This window comes from Chitinophaga sp. YR573, assembly GCF_900110995.1.
GTDB lineage: Bacteria > Bacteroidota > Bacteroidia > Chitinophagales > Chitinophagaceae > Chitinophaga.
Genome location: NZ_FOJF01000003.1, coordinates 1 through 22,999 on the forward strand (window position 1 = coordinate 1; position 22,999 = coordinate 22,999).

8 protein-coding genes are annotated in these 22,999 nt (G+C 42.5%); all 8 read left to right on the plus strand.

The window, feature by feature from the left end; genetic code table 11:
- Positions 1–2,295 (plus strand): condensation domain-containing protein (locus tag BMW86_RS26455; protein ID WP_143056706.1); only part of this gene is annotated, 2,295 nt, incomplete at its 5' end.
- 4 nt (positions 2,296–2,299) lie between these two features.
- Complete coding sequence (locus BMW86_RS26460) at positions 2,300–5,683, plus strand: non-ribosomal peptide synthetase (RefSeq protein ID WP_089785855.1); 3,384 nt, start codon at positions 2,300–2,302, stop codon at positions 5,681–5,683.
- Positions 5,684–5,705: 22 nt separating this feature from the next.
- Positions 5,706–14,798, plus strand: coding sequence for a non-ribosomal peptide synthetase (locus tag BMW86_RS26465; RefSeq protein WP_089785857.1), 9,093 nt, complete (start codon positions 5,706–5,708; stop codon positions 14,796–14,798).
- A gap of 19 nt (positions 14,799–14,817) precedes the next feature.
- Complete coding sequence (locus BMW86_RS26470; protein ID WP_089785859.1) at positions 14,818–15,762, plus strand: aminoglycoside 6-adenylyltransferase; 945 nt, start codon at positions 14,818–14,820, stop codon at positions 15,760–15,762.
- Between the two features lie 21 nt (positions 15,763–15,783).
- Positions 15,784–17,259, plus strand: coding sequence for a pyridoxal-dependent decarboxylase (locus tag BMW86_RS26475; protein ID WP_089785861.1), 1,476 nt, complete (start codon positions 15,784–15,786; stop codon positions 17,257–17,259).
- Positions 17,260–17,269: 10 nt separating this feature from the next.
- Positions 17,270–18,895: an MBL fold metallo-hydrolase gene (locus tag BMW86_RS26480; RefSeq protein WP_089785863.1), complete on the plus strand. Its 1,626-nt coding sequence runs from the start codon at positions 17,270–17,272 to the stop codon at positions 18,893–18,895.
- Between the two features lie 35 nt (positions 18,896–18,930).
- Positions 18,931–21,339, plus strand: a complete 2,409-nt coding sequence (locus BMW86_RS26485) for a TonB-dependent receptor (protein ID WP_089785865.1) — start codon at positions 18,931–18,933, stop codon at positions 21,337–21,339.
- Positions 21,340–21,353: 14 nt separating this feature from the next.
- Positions 21,354–22,997 (plus strand): cyclic peptide export ABC transporter, encoded by a 1,644-nt coding sequence (locus BMW86_RS26490; RefSeq protein WP_089785867.1) that lies wholly within the window; start codon positions 21,354–21,356, stop codon positions 22,995–22,997.
- The last annotated feature ends 2 nt before the right edge of the window (positions 22,998–22,999 follow it).

A 22,999-nucleotide genomic window follows, 5' to 3' on the forward strand; every position in this document is an offset into this window, starting at 1 on the left:
GGAAAGTTATTACATCGCATACAACGGGATATTAAGTATGACATCATACCTATAGGACGTATTTTCTCCGCTAGTGAAGTATACATAGTAAACGCACAGCAACAACTCTGCCCCCCGGGAGTAAGCGGAGAGTTACTGATAGGAGGAGCAGGCGTATCACCGGGTTATCTGCATCAGCCGGAACTAAGCGCAACAAAATTTATAACTCATCCTTTCATTCGTGACGGAGGTCGTCTATATCGTACAGGCGACCTGGTACGGCGGTTACCATCTGGAGAAATCATATTTCTGGGCCGTGTGGATGATCAGGTAAAGATCCGTGGTTACCGGGTAGAACCAGGAGAGGTGAGTCGTGTATTATCGGGATGTGAAGGAGTACATCAATGCGTAGTAACAACGGAGAGTACAGACCAACCCAGGTTGATCGCCTATGTGGTAATGGAAGGTGTGTTTGATCAGGAAGTGTTGCAAACCTACCTGAAGGACAGATTACCGGACTACATGCAGCCATCATTCTATATTCCTTTACCATCATTACCGCTCACATCCAATGGCAAGATAGACCGCCGTTCTTTACCTTCTCCTGCTACAGTTGCAGGTAAGAGTGATAATTATGTGGCACCACGCAATGAAATAGAAGAACAGCTGGCCGTTATCTGGGCTGGACTATTGAATGTAGAACGTGTAGGTATATATGATAACTTCTTTGAACTGGGAGGAGATTCTATAGTAGTGATACAGGCAGTAAGCAGGGCTAAAAGGAAAGGACTGCATCTGCAGGTACAGGATATGTTTGATTACCAGACAGTAGCTGGCCTGGCAGATATGGTACGACAAAACAATATATCGTCCTTAAAAGCAGAACAGGGGTTGTTAACTGGTAACTGCGAATTGTCACCCATTCAGCATTGGTTTTTTGAACAGGAGAACAGCCGCTTATCTTATTTTAATCAGTCAATACTGTTGCAGCTTGGGAAAGACGTGACATCAGACGAATTACATATCGTATTCCATGAGATCTTACTTAAACACGACGCACTACGTTTTGTCTACACGAAAAATGCTGTGTGGGAGCAACTATATGGAAACAATGAAGGGAAACTGGAAGAGGTTGATCTTTCTGTTATTGAAATGGAACAGTTGCCCGGATTGATCACAGAAGTATGCAGCCGTTTTCAGGCAAGTCTTGATATCGAAAAAGGAGAACTGGTTCGCTTCGTGGTAATAAGAACACCCGGAAGTGATGAAGATGACAGGCTGTTTATTGCAGTACATCACTTAGCCATTGATGGTGTTTCCTGGCGCATATTGATAGACGATATGCAGAACCGCCTGGATTACCTGAAGGAAAACAAAGATGTAGTAGAACTAAAGACAAGCTCTTATCGTGATTGGATAAATGCACTGATAGCATTCTCAAATACTGAAAGGGTCACCTCACAACTCACCTATTGGGAAAATGTATTAGGTGCTTTCAGGCCATTACCTGTAGATATAAAGCGAAACGGTGTATTACGCAAAAGTCTGACCACCGTAGAAACGGCCCTGGATAGCGAACTCACTGCAGCGTTGTTAAGGGAAGTAAACCAGGTATATAATACGGAAGTAAATGACTTGCTGTTATGTGCATTGGGAATGACAGTCGCCGCCTGGTCGGGAAGTGATCAGGTACATATAGGCCTGGAAAGTCATGGCCGGGAAGATATATTACCTGATATTGATATTACTGGTACGGTAGGTTGGTTTACAAACAAGTTTCCGGTACGATTGGATATTGAAAGGCATGTATCAGAAGGAAGTCTTATTAAATCAGTCAAAGAACAGCTAAGAAGTATTCCCGATAAAGGTATCGGATATGGATGTCTGCGCTACCTGAATAACGCAACTTCTCTTCGTAATAATAGTTGGGATATAGTTTTTAATTATCTCGGCCAGCTGGATAATGTCGTTAAGAGTAGCAGATGGTTCAAAGGGGCAAATGAATACTCAGGTGATCATATCAGCCCTGAATATCCTGTCCGCGATCGCTTTGTAGTAAAAGGCATTGTTACAGGAAATACATTGAAAATATACTGGACGTTTTCCTCAGAGCAATATTATAGTTCCACTGTAGAAAAATTGGCGGCAGACTATATAGCTCATTTAACAGCATTAATCAGGCATTGCTCAAATAAAGAACAAAAAGCGATCACACCTTCCGACTTTGGACTCAATGGTAAAATAGATTATAAAGAACTCGACGCCCTCTTGGGTATTACTGAATCGGAAGATGAGGATGGTATCATAAAATTCTAAACCTATGGAAAAATTTGTAAAAGAACTTGATGATCTGGGACTCTCACTCAGAGTCCGGAACGAAGAAATTATCCTGTTCGGGAAAAACAGTAAACTGAATACCCGGGAAATATTAAATAGCAGGGATAATAAACATATTCCGGATTTTATCAGGGAAAATAAGACACAGCTGTTAGAGTACCTTAACAGGAAAAGAGAGGCCGAGTATAGTAGTAAACTAAGCCTGGACAAAATTTCTGCTATCTATGAATTAAGCCCTCTGCAGGAGGGAATATTATTTCACAGTTTGTATGACCAGAATATTACCACATATATCACGCAATTCCGGCTGGAATTACCGGACAAACTGAATATCCCGGCATTTAAAGCAGCATGGGAGCGTCTGATCCGCAACCATAGTATTTTGAGAACTGCTTTTATCCATGAGAAAGTAAGCATCCCGGTCCAATGCGTATATAAGCAGGCAATACTACCTTTTGAAATTATTGACTACAGCCACTTCTCAGAAGCAGAACTGGAAAACAGGTTCGAAAGATTACTGGCACAGGACCGGATGAAGCGCTTCAATTTTGAAACACCTCCGCTGATGAGGATCACACTAGTGAAAATATCAGAGATGTCTTACAGAATGATATGGACTAAACATCATATCCTTTGGGATGGATGGTCCGGGCAGGTGGTCATCAGTGAGGTACTGAAAGCATATGAACAATATGCCGCAGGATTACAGCCAGAAGAAATGGAAGAAGACCTGTACGAAGATTATATCAAATACATCAACAGGATAGATCCATACAAGGAAAAATATTTCTGGAAACAGTATATGGAAGGATTTGAGGAGGCCTCGTTACTCCCCTTTGTATCGAATACCATTGTAAGGAACAAGGGCATAGGTACCTTCATGGAAGTGTCATTGGTTTTTGATGAACAGATTACCAGGCAGCTACATCAATATGCGCAGTCATTACACATTACTCCCAATACCTTTCTACAGGGAGTCTGGTCCTTTCTATTGTCAAGATACAGTGGTAAACAGGATGTTGTATTCGGAGCCACAGTATCGGGCCGGCCCGCAGAAATGAAATACGACAGGAAAGTCGGATTGTATATCAATACATTGCCTTTTCGTGCAAAGATTAATCCGGAACGTAAAGTGGCAGATTGGTTGCAGGAACTGCAGCAGAAACATGTGGAAACAAGGGAATACCAATACACTGCAATTAACCAGGTTCAGCAATGGATAGGCATTTCAGGCGATTTATTCGATTCAATACTTGTATTTAATAATTATCCGCTATCAGAAGTCTCCAGGTCCGGAACCCGGCCGGTAAACATCGGGAGTGTAGAAATAGCAGAGAATAACAACTATCTGTTGTCCGTACAACCAGTATTGCAGGATAAACTGATAGTGGCCTTTAAGTACAACAGTTCCTTACTCGATACAGCCTATGTGGAAATGATCAGCCGCCATTTCAATCAGGTGGTCAGGGAACTGATAGCCAAACCGGAAGTCGTATTGTCGGATATATGCTGGTTAAACGAAGAGGAAAGATTACAGCTGCTAACAGAATTTAATAACACCGCAAAGCCTTATCCTGCAGAGAGTACAATAGTCGATATTTTTGAAAAACAGGTGCGTAAGACCCCTGATAATATCGCTCTTATCTTTAATGACGAAATACTCACTTACAAAGAACTGAATGAACGAAGTGACAAACTGGCGTGGCATCTCCGTAATAATTGCAACCTTAAGACAGGAGACCTGGCAGGAGTAATGATGTCCCGCTCTGTCTGGTCCGTGGTAGCCATACTGGGTATCCTGAAAGCAGGAGCGGCTTATGTTCCGATCGATATCAACTACCCTGAAGAACGCAAACGGTATATTGTTGAGGATACCGCTCTCTCTATTCTTCTCATAGAGTCCGCAGCTATGTTTGATGTACTGGAATGGAACGTGCCTATTCTGGCATTAGATATCCAGTTTGACAGTTTCGATACACCGGTGGATTATACCAGGAATTATAAGATAGATCCTGCAGATACTGCTTATGTGATATATACGTCCGGATCAACAGGCAAACCCAAGGGAGTGATGATAGCGCATACCAGTAATGTAAACATGTCGCTGGACCAGATCATTAAGTTCGGTATTGAACCCCAGGACCGTGTTTTACAATTTGCTTCATTGTCTTTTGATGCGTCTGTGTCAGAGATTTTTATGGCGCTGTATTGTGGTGCCTGTCTGGTCTTGATACCGGAACAGGTTATCGCAGATGCAGACAGGTTCATAAGGTATCTTGTCAAAAAGGAGGTAACTGTAGCAACCTTACCGCCATTATACCTGCATGCACTGGACCGTGACAGGTTTGATTTCTTACGTGTAATCATAACCGCAGGAGAAGCAGCGCTACCGGCAGACGTGTTTCATTATGCGCTTGTAAGCGAATATTATAATGCATATGGACCAACAGAATGTGCGGTCTGTGTATCTATATATAAAGCCGAATCTTCTGATACACCGGGTAAACAAATACCAGTCGGCAGACCACTGGCCAACATGCAGGTATTCATACTCGACCCGGAGATGTCACTGCTGCCTATAGGGGCGGAAGGATATATATATGTCGGAGGAGTAGGGCTGGCAAAAGGATACCTCAATCGCCCTGAACTCACAAAGGAAAAATTTATTGATAACCCGTTCGGAACAGGTAAACTATATAAGACCGGGGATCGCGGACGTTGGCTGCCGGATGGGAATATAGAATTCCTTGGCAGGACCGACGACCAGGTGAAGATCCGTGGATACCGCATAGAGTTAGGCGAAATCAGCAACATACTGGGTGAGTCTGCACTCATTAAAGAGCATGTGATCATAGCAAAGGACGACAAAAGTGAAGGCAAACGGTTAATTGCATATGTTGTAACTGCCGGCGAAAGTTATGATAGAGAGACATTGCGGAAATGGTTGGCAGAAAGACTGCCAGAGTACATGATTCCTTCCCTGGTTGAGCTGGAAGAACTCCCCCTTACCGTAAGCGGAAAAGTTGATAAGAAAGCCCTGCATGACCTGGATGCGGTAGGGCAACAGCAAAATGCTTACGTAGCACCGCGTAGTGAAACAGAAGAAAAACTGGTCAGCTTATGGCAGGATTTATTGGGCATCAAACAGGTTGGTATCTATGATGATTTCTTTTCACTTGGCGGACATTCATTGCTGATAATACGAGCGGTTGCTGCTGTACAAAAAGAATTTAATGTGAAAATCTCAGTGACCGCCTGGTTCGAATTGAATACCGTCGCCAATCTGGCTGGTTATATCACCTATGCCGGTACCCTGAAAGATAAAACCGGGGCAGAAGCAGCTGAATTTGAAACCTACGATCTGTAAACCACACACCAGTTCCAATACAATGAGTGATTTTGCAAAAGCTGTAAGTATTTTGAACACCGCCCATGAGAAGGGTATTGACCTCTTTATCGAAGATGGAAGGCTAAAATTCAGAATAGTCACAGGAGATAATGTGGATGCCGCATTTATCTCACATTTGAAAGAACATAAGGAGAGGTTGTTTGATTTTCTTAGCAACCACGGAGGCAATCTTTCCGGCGAACCGGAAATGAAAGCTGTACGGGAGGAACATCGTGGGAGAATTCCACTTTCTTATTCACAGGAACGCCTGTGGACGATAGACCAGCTGAAAGGTAGCCGGGAGTATCACTTGTATAATTCGTACAGATGTTATGATCAGCAGGAAATAGAGGCGATTGCCTATGCCCTGAACGAAATGGTGAACAGACATGAAGTGTTACGCACAGTCATTAAGGAGGAGAATGGAACACCTTATCAGGTGGTATTGCCACGGGATACATGGTCTGAAAAACATTTCAATACAGAAGACGTATCAGAAGAATCCCTGCAGGAAAAAGTGGAGACTGAAAAATACAAACCTTTTGATCTCGCGATGGATCACATGCTGCGGGCAAAGTTATTCAGAATAAAGGATAATGGATACCTGTTGACAGTACTCACGCACCATATTGCAGCAGATGGCTGGTCAGAGAATATTCTGATGAGTGAAATACTGGCCATCTATCAGGCCCGCAAAACTAACAGCCTTCTCTCGTTGCCTCCACTAACCCTGCAGTATGCAGATTATGCAATATGGCAACGTAGTTATCTGAATGGGGAAGTATTGAAACAAAGACTTTCTTATTGGACCAAACAACTTGCAGGGACACCGGTACTTGAATTGCCGTTTCGTTACCCTCGTCTGCAAACGAGAGGAAAGAAAGGACATGCCCGGGAATTTGAAATAGAGAAGGAACTCACTGCCGGTTTACATCGTCTGGCGAAAAAAGAAGGAGTCACCTTATTCATGTTATTGCTGTCGGTTTTTAAAGTGTTGCTCTACAGGTATAGCGGACAAACGGATATTTGCCTGGGAACTCCATCTGCTAACAGGACCCGGAAGGAAATAGAACCGCTTATAGGATTCTTTGTTAATACACTGGTAATTCGAAGCGATTTAAGCGGCAACCCTGTCTTTACGTCATTACTCTCGCAGATAAGAAATACTACACTAAAAGCTTATGAGTATCAGGATGTTCCTTTTGAAAAAATAGTTGATCAGCTGGCACCGGAAAGAGAAGGCGATGTTAACCCCCTGTTCCAGGTAATGTTCGACCTCCCGGATATAGCTACTACGTCTCTTAAAGGAAATGATGCATCTCAGGATGAAATGACCAAATTCGACCTCTCATTTAGTATTCGCGAGAGAGAAGGTAAATTGCATGTTAAAGTAAAGTACAGCAGCGGCATCTTTGATACCTCAGCTTTAACAGCCTTTTGTATGCACTACAGGGATCTGCTTTATGCAGTAATAAAGGACCCCGCTGTACGTATTGACGACCTGAATATCCTGACTCTGGAAGAAAGCCATAGGATACTGCGTGATTTTAATAATACCGCTATGGCGTCTTCTCATTATGGGACCATTGTAGAAATGTTCAGGGAACAGGTAAAACGTACTCCGGATAATATAGCACTGGTAGCAGGAGCAGAAGAATGGACATATGCCCGGCTTAATGAAGTATCTGATAGGCTGGCCGTATATCTCAGGGAGCTCCGGGGCATTGGGAGGAACGACCTTGTTGGCTTACAACTAGAACGTGATAGCTGGATGATCATCGCAATATTGGGCATCCTTAAATCGGGAGCAGCTTATGTACCGATCGAACCTGATTATCCGCAGGAAAGAGTTACGTTTATTCTGGAAGATAGTCATTGCAGGATAGTCATTGATAAGGAAGAACTGGAGCGGTTTAATAGTACACCGTTGAAGTCCGGGACGGAAATAACTTGTAGCCCGGATGATCTCGCATATGTGATATATACTTCAGGCTCCACCGGATATCCAAAAGGAGTGATGGTAGAACATCATTCTGTTGTCAATCTGATCATCTCACAGCTTCAGACATTTGGTATTGATCATACAGAAAATATCTTACAGTTTTCTAACATTGCTTTTGATGCTTCTGTTGAGCAGATATTACTCGCATTGCTCAGCGGGGCACGCCTGACCTTAGTCGATAAAGCCACACGGGTAGATCCTGAACTGCTGGCTGCGTTTATTTCCACTCATAAGATAACTCATATACATATGGTGCCGGCAATGTTGAGAACATTGCCCATCAGGCATTATCCGGCACTACGAAGGGTGATTGCAGGGGGGGATAGTTGCCCCCGCACACTGGCGGAGGCATGGGGCAGACATTATCCTTTCTATAATGAATATGGTCCCACAGAAACCACCGTTACCGCAACGGAATACCTGTATGTAAACGGTAATGACGATCAGATGGTTTTGCCAATAGGACGACCACTGGGTAATACCGCCATTTATATCATGGACAAACAACAACGGTTGGTTCCCCCCGGAATTAAGGGCGAGATATATATTGGCGGTATAGGAGTAGCAAGAGGATATCTGAACCGGCCGGAACTAACTGAACAGAAATTTATAGCAGATCCTTTTATTCCGGGAGACCGCATGTACAGAACAGGTGACCTCGGGAAATGGTTGCCGGATGGTAATATCATGTTTCTCGGTCGTTCTGATGATCAGGTAAAGATCAGAGGGCATAGGATTGAGCTGGGAGAAATAGAGGCAGTTTTACGGACCAATGATCATATCAGCGATGCAGTGGTTACTGTAAGAGACCAAAACCGTTTGATGGCTTTTGTTATTCCGGCAGGTACTTTTGATGGGATAGCCATCCGGGAATGGTTGAAGACAAAATTGCCGGATTATATGATCCCGGTATCAATAACAGCACTTGATACATTCCCCTTGAATGCCAATGCGAAGGTAGACAGACAGGCATTGCCGGATGTTTACATAAGTACTATCGCATTCGAAGCCCCGCGTAATGAAATAGAACAGCTGCTGGCTCAGATATGGTGCGAACTCCTGAGGGTAACAGCAGTTGGCATGCATGAAAATTTCTTTGAACTGGGTGGCGATTCCATTACCAGCATCCAGATGGTAAGCCGCTTGAACCGTTATGGTTATACGCTACACCCGCAGGACATATTTGATTGCCAGACTATCGCTAAACTGTCGGCAAGGTTGCAGCAACTGAAATTACTTCCACCGGCAGCAGAACAGGGTATGCTTAGTGGAAGGGTCGGACTGTTACCTATTCAACGTTGGTTCCTGGATCTTGATTATAAAGAAAAGTCGCACTTTAGTCAGGCACAGTTATTCAGACTTGACAAAAACATACAGTTATCATGGTTGTCATCTGTAATAGATGCACTCGTAAGACAACACGATACGCTAAGGCTTACATACAGCAGGAATGAGGATGGATGGTACCAGTATTATGGAGATATAATACCGGATGTAGATGTAGAAGACATGACGGAAGTACCGCAGTCGGAATTTAGTACGATGGTGACCAGCATATGCAACCGGTATAGAAGAAGCCTCGATATTGGTACCGGGCGTTTGATAAGAGTGGTCCTGCTAAAAACTCCTGCATACGAACCTGCTAACAGGTTGTTTATCGTGATACATCATCTGGCTGTTGATGGTGTCTCCTGGCGGATTTTACTGCAACAGTTCCAGGAGGCCATCAGCATGATTGCAGCCGGAGGTACTATAGAACTGGGTACTAAAAGCAATTCTTACCGGGAATGGGTAGATGCACTTAAACGTTATACCACCACCGATATACTAATGTCGCAACTGGAATATTGGAAAGGTGTTGTTAAAGCCTATACCCCGTTACCATTAAGCAGAGCAAAAGGAAAAGAAAAGTTGAACTACACGGTAATACTCGATAAAACACACACAACTTCCTTATTGCATGAAGTTAATCAGGCATACCATACAGAAATAAATGATATACTCCTGGCAGCCCTCGCTTATACCTTTTGCAACTGGACAGGAAAGAAACATTTGGTGGCAGGTATGGAAGGACATGGCCGCGAATATATTAACAGGGAAATAGACGTAAGTAATACCGTAGGATGGTTTACAACAGAATATCCATTGCTGCTTGAAGTAGAAGCTGGAATGGATATCGCAGACCTGGTAGTGGCTGTAAAAGAACAACTGCGGAGAATCCCGCAAAAGGGCATAGGTTATGGCTTACTGCGTTACCTGCATCCTGATCAGGAGATCAATAATGTATTGGCGGATGGTAAATGGGATATTGTTTTTAACTATCTCGGACAGATAGATAATATTATTACAGAAAATAGCCAGATAAGCCAGGCTGCGGAAAATAAAGGAGAGAATTTTGATTATTCTTACCCACCGGCTGCATTAATAGATATTACAGGTATTGTCAGGGGAGGGGAACTCATTTTGCACTGGGGATATGCAGGAGATGATAACACAGTTATCTCGTTAGCAGATAAATATATTGATCATCTTCGTCTTATCATTGAGCATTGCAGAAATGTAGAGAATAAAAAGTTAACACCCTCAGATTATGGATTGGCTCCTGAAGTCGGTTACCGTGAACTGGACGGCTTTATCCGCAGTAACGAAAGTAGCAAAGGAAAAATAGTAGATTTATACCGCCTCAGCCCATTGCAGAAGGGATTGCTTTTTCATCACCAGTATGATGATAATGATAAAGCTTACCTGGAGCAGATGTGTATAGACTTCACCGAAGGACTGGACATCGATATCTTTATCCGTTCCTGGAATCACATTATAAAGGAGCATACTATTCTACGGAGCAGTTTTATTGCAGACGCATTTGATATTCCCGTACAATGTGTTTATGAACATGCAACGATCCCATATACCGTTATAGACCTGTTACATCTTGATGAAACAGCGCGGCAACAGGAAGTAGAAAATATCCTGAAGGAAGACCTGGGAAAAGGAATGGATTTCTCCAGGGCCCCATTAATGCGCATAACGCTGATAAAACTATCTGCGCAGTATTACAGAATGATATGGACACATCATCATATTATCCTGGATGGCTGGTCTAATCCGGTACTCATATCCGGATTCATGAGAGCATATACCGCATTTACAGCCGGACAGTTACCCTTATTATTGGAAGAAGACAGATACGGAGATTATATCAGGTACATTGGCAAATCTGACAGGCTTTTAGCAGAGACATTCTGGAAGGATTATCTTTCGGGCCTGAATGATAAAACATTGTTGCCTTTCACTGCAGCTGATGCAACAGTACGTAACAGAGGTGGTTCAAAGATCTCCTATAAAAAACTGACTATAGATAGCGGAATTACAGGACGGATCAGGCAATACTGTCAGGAACACCAACTCACCGTTAATACCTTCATACAGGGAACCTGGTCGTTGCTTTTAAGCAGATATACAGGGAACCCTGATACAGCTTTCGGCGTGATCGTTTCTGGTCGTCCGGCCGATCTGGACAATGTGGAACATCGCGTTGGATTGTATATCAATAACCTGCCGCTACGGAGTGTTATAAAGAAAGGACAGCCTGTAAAAGAATGGCTGAAGACTATCCAGAATGGACATACAGCTGCCAGGGACCACCAGTATGTTGCATTAAACGACATACAGCATTGGAGCGGATTCTCAGGTGATTTTTATGATACACTACTGATCTTTCAAAACTATCCCGCCTATGCCGGACAGGAAGACAGACAGATACTTAAAGTGGCAAAAAAACACCTCGATGAACGTACAAACTACCTGCTGACCATCATGGTCGGTTTGCATGATGAACTGTCATTCAATTTTGGATATAATAGTGACATATTGGACGGCAGATATGTGGAACAGATAAAGGGACATTTTGAGTGTGTGATTACTGAATTGCTGGACCAGCCAACCGCTGATCCTGTTGATATCAATATTCTTTCTCAACAGGAACAACAACAATTGTTGCGCGACTTTAATGTTGCCACTATAGCTGAAGATTGTGATGAGCCTATAACAAGTATGTTTGCCAAGCTGGTCGAAAAAACGCCACAGCATACAGCTATAATATGCGAAGGCCGGCATATATCATATCTGGAATTGCAAAACAAAGCAGACCGGATGGCATTGTACCTGCAACAACAGTATAACTGCAATAGTAAACACCTGGTGGGCATCAGCCTTCAGGCGGATGAATGGCTTGTAATCTCAATACTGGCAGTCCTGAAGACCGGTGCCGGTTATGTACCGATGGATACAGACCTGCCGGAAGATCGCATCAGCTTTATACTTTCAGATGCAAATTGTCAGCTCCTCATCAATGAAGATATACTCAGGTCGTTTAAAGAACAACAGGACAGATATCAAACCGATCGGCCCATCCTGCCAGATACACTATCGGATACATTAGCGGTTATTTACACTTCCGGCTCCGCGAGTGTACCCAAAGGTGTAATGCTTTCACATAGTAATATGTTAAATCGCCTGCACTGGATGTGGAAAGAATATCCTTTTGCGCAGCATGAAACAGCATGTTTTAAAACGTCCATCAGTTTTGTAGATCACATGTGGGAATTGTTTGGCCCATTGCTGAAAGGAGTCCCATTGGTAGTTTTTCCTAAACAGGTGTTGTTGGATACCGACCGGTTTATCAACGATCTGGCTGCTTATAGTGTAACAAGAATAGTACTGGTAACATCTCTTCTGAAGGAAATACTCGTCCATAAAGACGCAGGTAAACTATCTGCCCTGAAGTATTGGACCTGTAGCGGAGAAGTACTCCCGCAGAAAGTGATAGCTGCTTTTTATGAAAGATATAAAGAGCATATACTGCTTAATATCTGGGGAGCCACAGAAGTAATGGCTGATGCCACCTGTTATGATACTTCCATGGTATCAGCTGCTGATGTTTATGCCACTGCCTTAACCGGTACTATAATAGGAAAACCTATCGCGAATTTTAAACTGTACGTATTGTCAGATGACCTGGCATTGTTACCGGTTGGAGTTGCAGGACAGATTTGTGTAGCAGGTAAAGGACTGGCAATAGGGTACCTTAACCAGCCTGAACTCAACAAAACAAAGTTTATTCCCCATCCTTTTGATCCGGATAGCCGGCTATACCTCAGTGGTGATATGGGAAGATGGTTACCCGACGGGAATCTGGAGATTGTAGGAAGAAAAGATACCCAGGTGAAGATCCGGGGGAACAGAGTTGAATTGGCTGAAATAGAGCATGCGCTGTTGAAACAGAAAGATATTGTTCATGAGGCAATAGTGGATGCAAGAGAATGGAAAGGACAAACGGTAATAGTGGCATACATTGTTTCCGGAGGCGTTCTGCAAAAGGACATACTGCGGGAACGGCTGGCAAGAGAGCTGCCCTCATACATGATACCTGCATATTTTGTAGAAATAGCAACTTTACCAAGGACCATAAGTGGAAAGATTAACAGAAGGGCCTTACCGGATATCAGCGAGACCGATATGGTGAAGAAGCAATACATGGGCCCACGCAATATAAAAGAGAGCGTATTGGTGACCGCATGGGAAAGTATATTAGGCGTGACTGACATCGGTGTTATGGACAATTTCTATGAACTGGGTGGTAACTCCATACGGGCTATGCAAATAGTGTCCAGGTTGAAACAGGAAGGATGGATGCTGGGTATTGTGCAATTGCTGCAAAAACCGCAGATAGCAGAACTGGCTAATTATATACAGCAGATCAGTATACAACAGACGGAAAAGCTACAGCATTTACGGGGTCCGCTATCACTCGCACAGGAGGGGTATTATAGCAGAACGGATTATATACATGCTGCCGGCTTATTCAGTTTGCGGCTGAAGCCCTACGATAAAGAAAAATGGATGAGGGTGTTACGTACAGTTTGTGAAAATATTGGAGTCCTCCATATGATGATCCTGGATGATGGTAAAGATATTATTCAACAGCCGGTGCAGACTGCAGTTGTTACACCAGATATTACCTTCATAGAGACATCGGGGTACAGCAATAATGAGCTGAAAGATCTTTTGATGAGTGCCAGGTGCAAACCCTTCGATCTGGCAAACGGTAGAGGAATGAGAATATACGTTTGTGAGGAAGGACAACAGGCTGTAGTTTATATCCTGATACATCACGTGCTCACGGACGATATCTCTAACAGATTACTCAGAAATTACTTCGAACAACTGTATTATAATAGCAATATTGTAACTCCCCTGGATGGTAATGCGAATTTTGCTTTTGCCAATTCCATCCGTAGCTTGATGGCATCGTCACAGGGAGAAAAACAGCTGCGGCGCTGGATGGAAATACTTGAAACAGCCACTTCTCAGAAACTTGCTTTCAAATTGCCTGATACATATAAAAACCCTATGATACTGCCGGTTAGCGGGTGTAATTTGAGAATACAAAAGACCGGCTATAAAAACATCCGGCAATATTGCGCTGCAGCAGGTGTCACAGTCAGCAGCTGGATGTTGTCAGTCCTCGGATTGTATCAATACCTCACATATCAGCAGACGACAGCGCTACTCATTGATATCATCACAGACGGAAGGGAAATACCCCTGGAAGGATTTGCCGCAGAAACAGCGGTTGGACAGTTCTCCAATATAGTTCCGGTGTACCTGTTGCCGGAGATGGGTATCACTTTCAGAACATTTCTTATACGCACACACGCAGCACATCTCAGCACCAGAGAATTGCAGTTGGTACCGGGTAAAATTATCCGGGATACTTTTAACAGAGAACAAGGGAAAGACCTTAGCCAGCACATTTCAGGTCTGTTAAACTATCGCGAAATGACGGACCAGGAGATGCCGGCAGAAGACCCTTCATCAGTAGTAATAAGAAATGGGGACAGCAGATACCCAATGAACATGAAGTGTGATGTTTATGCAAATGGTGTATTACTGAGGATGATGACCAAAGGAGAATGTTTTAAAGAGATGACAATACTACAACATCTGATAGATCTCTTTTCGGCAACAGGTTTTATGGACGTTGCCATCAGAGAACTTTCCAATATCACCTTAAAAGAACCCATTTATTAACCCGATAATCTTACCCGGTATGAATAAAGCCAAACATGAAGTCCTGAAGAGACTCAGAGACTGGGCTACCTCCACTAAAGATATATCCTGTATAGTTGTTGCAGGATCACATGCAAGAAAAGATCATCTGCCAGATGAGTTTTCAGATATTGATGTGGTTATATTTTCCAGTAATGTCAAATTTTACGAAAGGAATTTTGATTGGATAAACCAGATCGGTGAACCGGTATTATACTTTAAGGATCAGCTGGGCCGGAATATTACCGGCAGAAAAGTATATTTCTCCAACGGAGTTGGATTAGACATTTTTTTTCTGGATGAAAAATCCGTGCGTTGGTCATATCTGTATACTAAGGCTAGTGAAAGAAAATGGTTGTTTGCTCTGCTGCCCGGAGCGGTAAAAAAAATGATGAGGGCTGGGGTTCTCTTTTTTGCTGAATATATCCGGCGGGGTTTCTATTGTCTGGTGGATAAAGGAAAGTTTAACGACAGACTCTGTTATATAGATGCACGGTTTAAGTTCAGACAGGAGGGGTTTGACCGCGAAAAACTGGAACATGTGATCAATTCCTTCTGGCGATATGCGCTGCATACAGCTATAAATTTGCAGCGCCGTGATTTTTGGCATGCTAAAATTACCTGCGACCATGGAATGAAGAAAATGCTGCTTGTACTGGTCGAGATATATACAAAAATTACAAACGGAAGGGATTATGATACCTGGCATCATGCCCGCTTTTTAGAACAATGGGCGGCCCCGTTCATCGTAGAAAAATTGCCGCTGATTTATGGACATTATGAAATGGAAGATGCGTGGAAATGTATGAAAGAGACTGCTGATCTCTTTAGCGAGATTACCCGGCGAATCGCAGATCATGTAACTGATCTTAATCTGCTTAATCCGGAAGAATATGTCAGACAATGGATAGAAGCAATGAAGGTAGATAAACGCGTTTTAGTATGACAATTTTTAAATACTATAAAAATGACTATCGTGAGAGATGTAAATAATATTGTCCCGGAAAGCCAGTATGTCTGCCCGGAAGCATTCAAAGAGCCTTTTGTTTTGAAACAAAAGACAATAGCAGAGTATAAAGACTTTCTGAAGTATGAGCTGCGATCTTCCCTCGTAGATGTATCTTCTCCCAAGTTCATTGGTCATATGACTGGCCCGGTACCTCCTTTCATCCATGAATTACAACAATGGATTGGCCAGCTGAATCAGAATATGGTGAAATTTGAAACGTCCGGTGCAGGCACTTTCATCGAACGGCAGGTACTTGGATGTTTCCATCGTCTTTTTTACAATGAAACTGCTGCTTTTTACGATAGCTACATCCAGGAGCCGGCAGTTTCCTTAGGAAATGTTACAAGCGGAGGTACCTTGTCAAACCTCACTGCACTTAGCTATGCGCTGTCAAAGAAATTAAATGATGCCGGTGCAATGTTTAAGGAGGATGGGTTAGCAAAAAGCCTGCAGGATACCGGGTACAAAAGGGCTGTCATAATGGGTTCTTCGCATTGCCACTATTCTCTTCAAAAAGTAATGCGCCTCCTTGGATTAGGGACCAATGCATTCATTTCCCTGGATACACATGAACTGCAAAGCAACAATGGTCGTCAGATGCTTGATGCAGAAATCCGGAAGCTGAAGGCGGATGGCGTACTCATAATAGCTTTGGTAGGTGTGGCAGGTACCACAGAGGCCGGAAAGATAGACCCCCTTGAAATGATGGCGGAAATTGCCGCGGAAAATCAGATCCACTTCCATGTTGATGCTGCCTTTGGCGGTGCATTTTCTTTCTCTGACAGACTGTCTGCCAGGTTGAATGGCATCAGCAGTGCGGACTCAATTACACTTTGTGGGCATAAACAATTATACCTCCCTATGGGGACCAGTTTATGCCTGTTTAAATCTCCGGGATTGGTGAAACAGGTAGAGATCAATAGTTATTATCAGGCACGTAAGGGTAGTGTGGATCTGGGAAAATATACCATCGAAGGCTCCAGGCCATTTTCCGCACTTATATTTCATGGTGCATTACAGGTAGTAGGAAAAGAGGGATATACTGAAATACTGGAAAGCAATTATGACCGCGCCCTGTTATTCACCGGCATGATCCGGTCCGACAGCAACTTCCAGTTATATATGGAACCAGATCTGAATATTGTACTATACAGATATGTTCCCGACGCCTTGCGGGAAAAAGCAGTAAACAACACCCTTACTGATGAGGAAAGGAACAGTCTGAACAAATTAAATGTATACCTCCAGCAGGAGCAATTTCGCCGGAAAATATCTTTTGTTTCATATACGGAATTACCTGATCCGTCCGGGAAAAGACATGTTTGGTTGCGGTCTGTATTTATGAACCCTGACACCACGCATCAACACCTGGAAGAGATCTTGGAAGAACAACGGAATATCGTTAGCTCATATAAAAATAAGAACCACGAATAAATATAGCAATATGGAAATCAATAAAAACGACCTTGTTTACATTAAACCCAATCTCGCCATTGAACCGTTGGTCGATAACTGGTACGCCTGGGCTCATCTCATTTCACCGGCAACAGCTGCAATGAATATCAAAGAGAGACACCTTAAGATTATGAATTCATACGTGCAGAGTCCAATGATCCATGCCGCGGCTGTTAAAAGCCCCAAAATGCTGGGAGGGCCCTTCATTGATTATGGTGGCAAAAGAGTAGATGAGATAAAAGCGCTGATCAGCAATACCGAAACTGAATGTGCAGAATTACTGGGACTGAGAGATGATATTCTCGCCCTTAATGAACTGCTCAAAAAAGAGGCAAAAGGCTATTCCCTTACCGAATTGTACACAAAGATACCGGTAAGATTACAAGGCCTGGTAGAACTGATGTATGACGTGAATAATAATCCTTCCTTCCGCTTTTTTGAATCATTATTGTATCAAACTGCCTACTACAACGAATCACTGCAAAGCTTTAATCTGTTCCTGGTACAGGACGACGATTCCCGGTCCTTTGTACTGAGTACGCCCAAATTGCCTGATGATAAGATTTTGCGTGTTAATCTGCCGTTTAAAAGTGAGAAAATAGATACCCTTTTCAGAATGGCGCATAAACCCTGCTTATTTGGAGAGATTATGGATTTGTTTTATATTGAGCCCGGTAAAGAAGACTTGTTTAGAAGTTTTTTTACCACAGAAGCGCCCCGGAAATACCAACGGTATGCAGGTGAAGGTATTTTAACCCGATATTTTGGCCATGCATGTATACTGACTGAAACCAAAAGCACTTCTATCCTGGTTGACCCGCTGGTAAGCTATGGTTATGAATCAGACATATCACGTTTTTCGTTTGATGACCTTCCGGAAGAAATAGATTATGTATTGATAACTCATAACCACCAGGATCATATTCTCTTTGAAACATTATTGCGCATCAGATCTAAAATCAAACATATCGTTGTGCCCCGTTGTAATGGCGGATCATTACAGGACCCAAGTCTTAAACTAATGTTTCAGAAATTAGGCTTCAAAAATATTATTGAACTGGGCGAAATGGAAACCATTGAATTTGATGATTGCGCTATAACCGGATTGCCATTTATTGGAGAACATTGCGACCTGGATGTAAGAAGCAAACTTTGCCATCGTGTGAAATTTAGAGACGGCTGGAAAATGTTATTCGCGGCTGATTCATGTAACGTTTCACCCCGCCTTTATGAACGTATCCATAACGTGATTGGTGATATTGATGTGATCTTCCTTGGTATGGAATGTGAAGGCGCACCGCTATCCTGGCTGTATGGCCCGCTGATGCCGGAACCACTGGCAAGAGATAAGGATGAATCCCGCAGACTGGCCGGTTGTAATTTCGAACAGTCACGGGCAATGATCGATGTGTTTAATCCAAAGAATGTTTTTGTATATGCAATGGGAATGGAACCCTGGTTGAAATATATCAGCTCTATTAAATACACAGATGAGTCTAAACCCATCGTAGAATCGAACAAACTACTTAAGTATTGCAGTGAAAAAGGGATGGATCCCGAACGACTTTTTGGAGAGAAAATAATTGAGTATAGTGTAGAGGCAGTATCAGCTTAATATTTAAAAAATTAATATTCTAAACGGTTAACCAGATGAAGAAAATTCTCACTTTGCTGATGCTGCTATCGGGCTTAGGACTTTATGCAAGACAGGTACAGCCTGCCAAACCATCCACATATCCTGGTATTATATCAGGCAGGATAACCGATAGTACTTCCGGCAAAAGTGTACCCTATGCAACCGTAGTGATAAAGAATGATAGTGCAAAGGTATTGGCAGGAGCCATGACCAGCGAAAAAGGAACATTTGAAATAACAGATGTTCCGGCAGGAAACTTTATACTGGAAGTACAGTATATCGGATATGGACGGTTTTCTATACCTGTTAGCATTACTACCGAAAAAACAAAGGTGAATATGGGTACACTCAGACTGTCTGCAAACGCCACCACACTTAAAGAACAGGTGGTCGAAGGACAGGCATATGATGTTGTGGTGAAACTGGATAGGAAAATTTACACAATGGGCAAAGATCTCCTTTCTCAAAGTGGCTCCGCAAAGGATATCCTTGATAATATTCCATCGGTTACAGTAGATGCAAAAGGAACGGTAAGCCTGAGAGGTAACAGCAACGTAAATGTTCTCATCAATGGTAAAACATCAGGTCTTACACTCGGTAATGCACTCGATCAGATACCCGCAGACAATATCGATAAGGTAGAAGTGATCACAAGTCCTTCTGCCAGATATGAAGCCGATGGTTCTGCAGGTATCATCAATATCATACTTAAGAAGAATAAGAAAAATGGACTTAACGGACAGGCAAGATTAGTCGGAGGTATACCGGCAGACTATAGAGCGAATGTCAGCATTAACTATAAAACCGGTAAAATAAACCTGTTCTCAACGCTGGGATATCGGTACTCCGATTACATTGGGAAATATTCCTCAAATCAGGAAATCACAGACCCGGTTAGTAATAACAAAAGTGTGATGAATTTCATACAGGACGAGAAAAGGCATGATGATGGCAAATTGCTGTACATAGGGGCAGACTATCTCATCAATAGCAAAAACTCTGTTACAGCTGCCTTTTTCAGAAATAGCACCACTGATTCAGATGATGACAAACTGAATTATGCTTATGGAACAGCTGGTGAAAATGACAGCACTATATTCCGGAAAGGAGATTCCAAAGAATGGCGAAATTACAACCAGGTGGAATTCAACTACACGAGGACCTTCAACAAAGAAGGACGTAAATTCACGGTAGATATGCAGTATGACTTCTGGGACAGCGATAAGAAATGGGATCTCAGAACAGAAAAGATACTACCCGTAAAAGAACAGTTCCCTGCTATCCGGACAACCTCCATTGGCTCCAGCAAAGACTTCCTCCTGAAATCAGACTATGTAAGCCCTGTAGGCAAACATTCGTCACTGGAAGCGGGTATTCAGCTGGAAAATCGCCTGGTAACAAGCGATTACAAAGCAGAACAGTTACAGGGGCAGGATTGGGTAATATACAATGGTATAAACAATGTATTGGATTATAAAGAACAGATAGGCGGTGCATATCTGCAATTTCAAAGTAAGATCAATAATTTTACATACCAGCTGGGGCTGAGAAATGAGTATACCCTGGTGAAGATCAATGACAGAAAGGGCGAATACAGTAACAAAAAGGAATATGACCGGTTGTTCCCGACTGCTAACCTGGCCTATCGTTTCAAAGGAGGAACCTCCATTCAGGTTAACTACAGCAAAAGGATAACAAGACCTTCACTCGAATTTATTTATCCATTTGTTGAACTTACAAACCTTAATTCCCAGTATGTGGGAAATCCCGACTTGAATCCCGCTTATACAGACGTTGTTGAATTGGATCTCCTGCACCGGTGGCGTAAAGTCTCTCTCAATCCGTCTGTATATTTTCAACATACAAAAGACTTTTTATTGTTTTATACCTATCTGGATAATAACATGTTCATTACCATCCCCATTAACCTGAAAGGGGAGAACAGGTACGGGACTACGATATCCTTAACTTATGATCCGGTAAAGACACTGAATCTGGGAAGCGAATTTAATCTGTATGGATTTAGTCAGTCCGGGGAATATAAAGAGAAGGATTTCAATTATTCCGACTACTCCTGGAGTATTCGGCTAAACGGCCGTCTGAAACTACCTTATAAATTTAGTTTGCAGGGTCGCTATAACCTGATCGGTGCACAAAATAATGCACAAACAAAAACAGAATCATATTATTATGTCGATTTGGGATTAGGAAAAAGCCTTCTCAAGGATAAAATGATGATCGTGTTTGACGTGAGTAACGTGTTCAACACAAGGCAGATAAAGAAAGATACAAAATCCCTGAACTACGTTTTTCATCAGAATATCAATAGTAATGCCGCCAGATACAGGCTGAGTATTTCATACCGCTTCAATAAGAAGGATGGCCAGAATGACCGGCGGGAAAAAGACACTAACCGCCAGTAATAACCCAATATCATATGTTTAAAATTACACGGAGGAATCTCGCCTTTCTGTGCATAGTCGCTATTCCCAATACATTCTTTACATTCGGGATCCTATACATCATAAATAGTATCGTTGCAGGACGCAAAGTTATATTTGCAGAGTATCAGGCACCGGTTTTCTTCTTAATGGTGTTGCTTTCGTTCGGCCTGAATGTTTTCCTGCAAAGAAAAGTAATCGTTTTTACTTTCAATTCTATTTACGAAAATGAAATGAAAATATTCCGCTGTCTGCAACGTACCAGCTTGCAACAGCTGGAGAAGATAGGAGCTGAACGCATCTATGGCGTTGTGGAAGATGTCAGATTATTCGTTGCTTTTCCCGGTGTGATCACCACTACCATCAGTTCCGCTCTTTCTCTGGTGATCGGAATCATATATTATTTTGTTCTGTCGGTATATTCCGCGCTTATCGTAATTACACTCATAGGCTTTATTAGTATTGTATACAGGCTGACAAAAAAACGCTTATTTAACAGGGTATTAATGCTTCGTTCGCTCAATGATAAATATTTTAAAGTGGTCGATGATATAATCCGTGGCTTTAAGGAACTTAAAATGAACAGCGTTAAGTCAGGCAATCTTTTTAATGTTTTCCTGGCAGGGAACAGACTTTTTGTTAGAGATGAGGAAACTGCTGTAGGCAGCCGGTATTCGGTTATAAACCTCTTTAACCAATACGGACTTTACCTGCTTATCGGGATTATTTTGTTTGTACTTCCAATATTCAATCTGCTGAAACCTGCTGACGTTATTTCCTTTGTTGTGATATTATTATTTATTCTCGGGCCGCTCACCAATCTGCTCAACACACAGACTTTCTTTACAAAAGTTACTGTCGCCAATAAACGCATTGCTGAGTTCATGCAGGAGCTGGAGGTATTGAATCTGTCAACTGCTGATACCGGGAAGAAAAACAATACTGAAGAAATCGAAACAATCCGGTTTGAGGATTTCTGTTATCAGCATCAGGATGATAATGCTGAATCCTCCTTTGTATTAGGTCCCCTGAATTTCACTATCAGGAGAGGAGAAACAGTTTTTGTGATCGGGGGTAATGGCAGTGGGAAAAGTACATTTATTAATTGTTTTACCGGATTGTATCAGCCATCAAAAGGAACCATATACCTCAATGGAAAGCCATTGCTTAATGACGACAACCATTATAAAGACAGTGTTTCTGCAATCTTTACGGATAACCATCTTTTCTCGCGTAACTATGACGATTATTCTCTGAGCGGTAATAAGGAATATGAGCGTTTACTGGCATTAATGAAACTGGAGAAAGTAGTTATTAATGATGATGAAGTATCCGCACGCAGAAAATTCTCCAAAGGACAAAGCAAACGTATGGCAATGATATTTGCGCTATTGGAAGAGAGACCATTTATAGTACTAGATGAGTGGGCGGCAGACCAGGATCCTCACTTTCGTAGATTTTTCTATGAGAAATTGTTACCCATGTTGAAGGAAGAAGGCAAAACTATCATCGCCGTAACACATGATGATGCTTATTTTAAACATGCCGACAGGATCTTAAAGTTTGACTATGGAACCATTGTAAAAGACATCAGACCCCGGGAAAAGGAAATAGAGGCCAGATCCCTCTGGGAACTATAATA

Coding starts and splice junctions, on each gene's coding strand:
- BMW86_RS26460 (WP_089785855.1), top strand. CDS start 2,300: ATGGAAAAATTTGTAAAAGAACTTGATGATCTGGGACTCTCACTCAGA.
- BMW86_RS26465 (WP_089785857.1), top strand. CDS start 5,706: ATGAGTGATTTTGCAAAAGCTGTAAGTATTTTGAACACCGCCCATGAG.
- BMW86_RS26470 (WP_089785859.1), top strand. CDS start 14,818: ATGAATAAAGCCAAACATGAAGTCCTGAAGAGACTCAGAGACTGGGCT.
- BMW86_RS26475 (WP_089785861.1), top strand. CDS start 15,784: ATGACTATCGTGAGAGATGTAAATAATATTGTCCCGGAAAGCCAGTAT.
- BMW86_RS26480 (WP_089785863.1), top strand. CDS start 17,270: ATGGAAATCAATAAAAACGACCTTGTTTACATTAAACCCAATCTCGCC.
- BMW86_RS26485 (WP_089785865.1), top strand. CDS start 18,931: ATGAAGAAAATTCTCACTTTGCTGATGCTGCTATCGGGCTTAGGACTT.
- BMW86_RS26490 (WP_089785867.1), top strand. CDS start 21,354: ATGTTTAAAATTACACGGAGGAATCTCGCCTTTCTGTGCATAGTCGCT.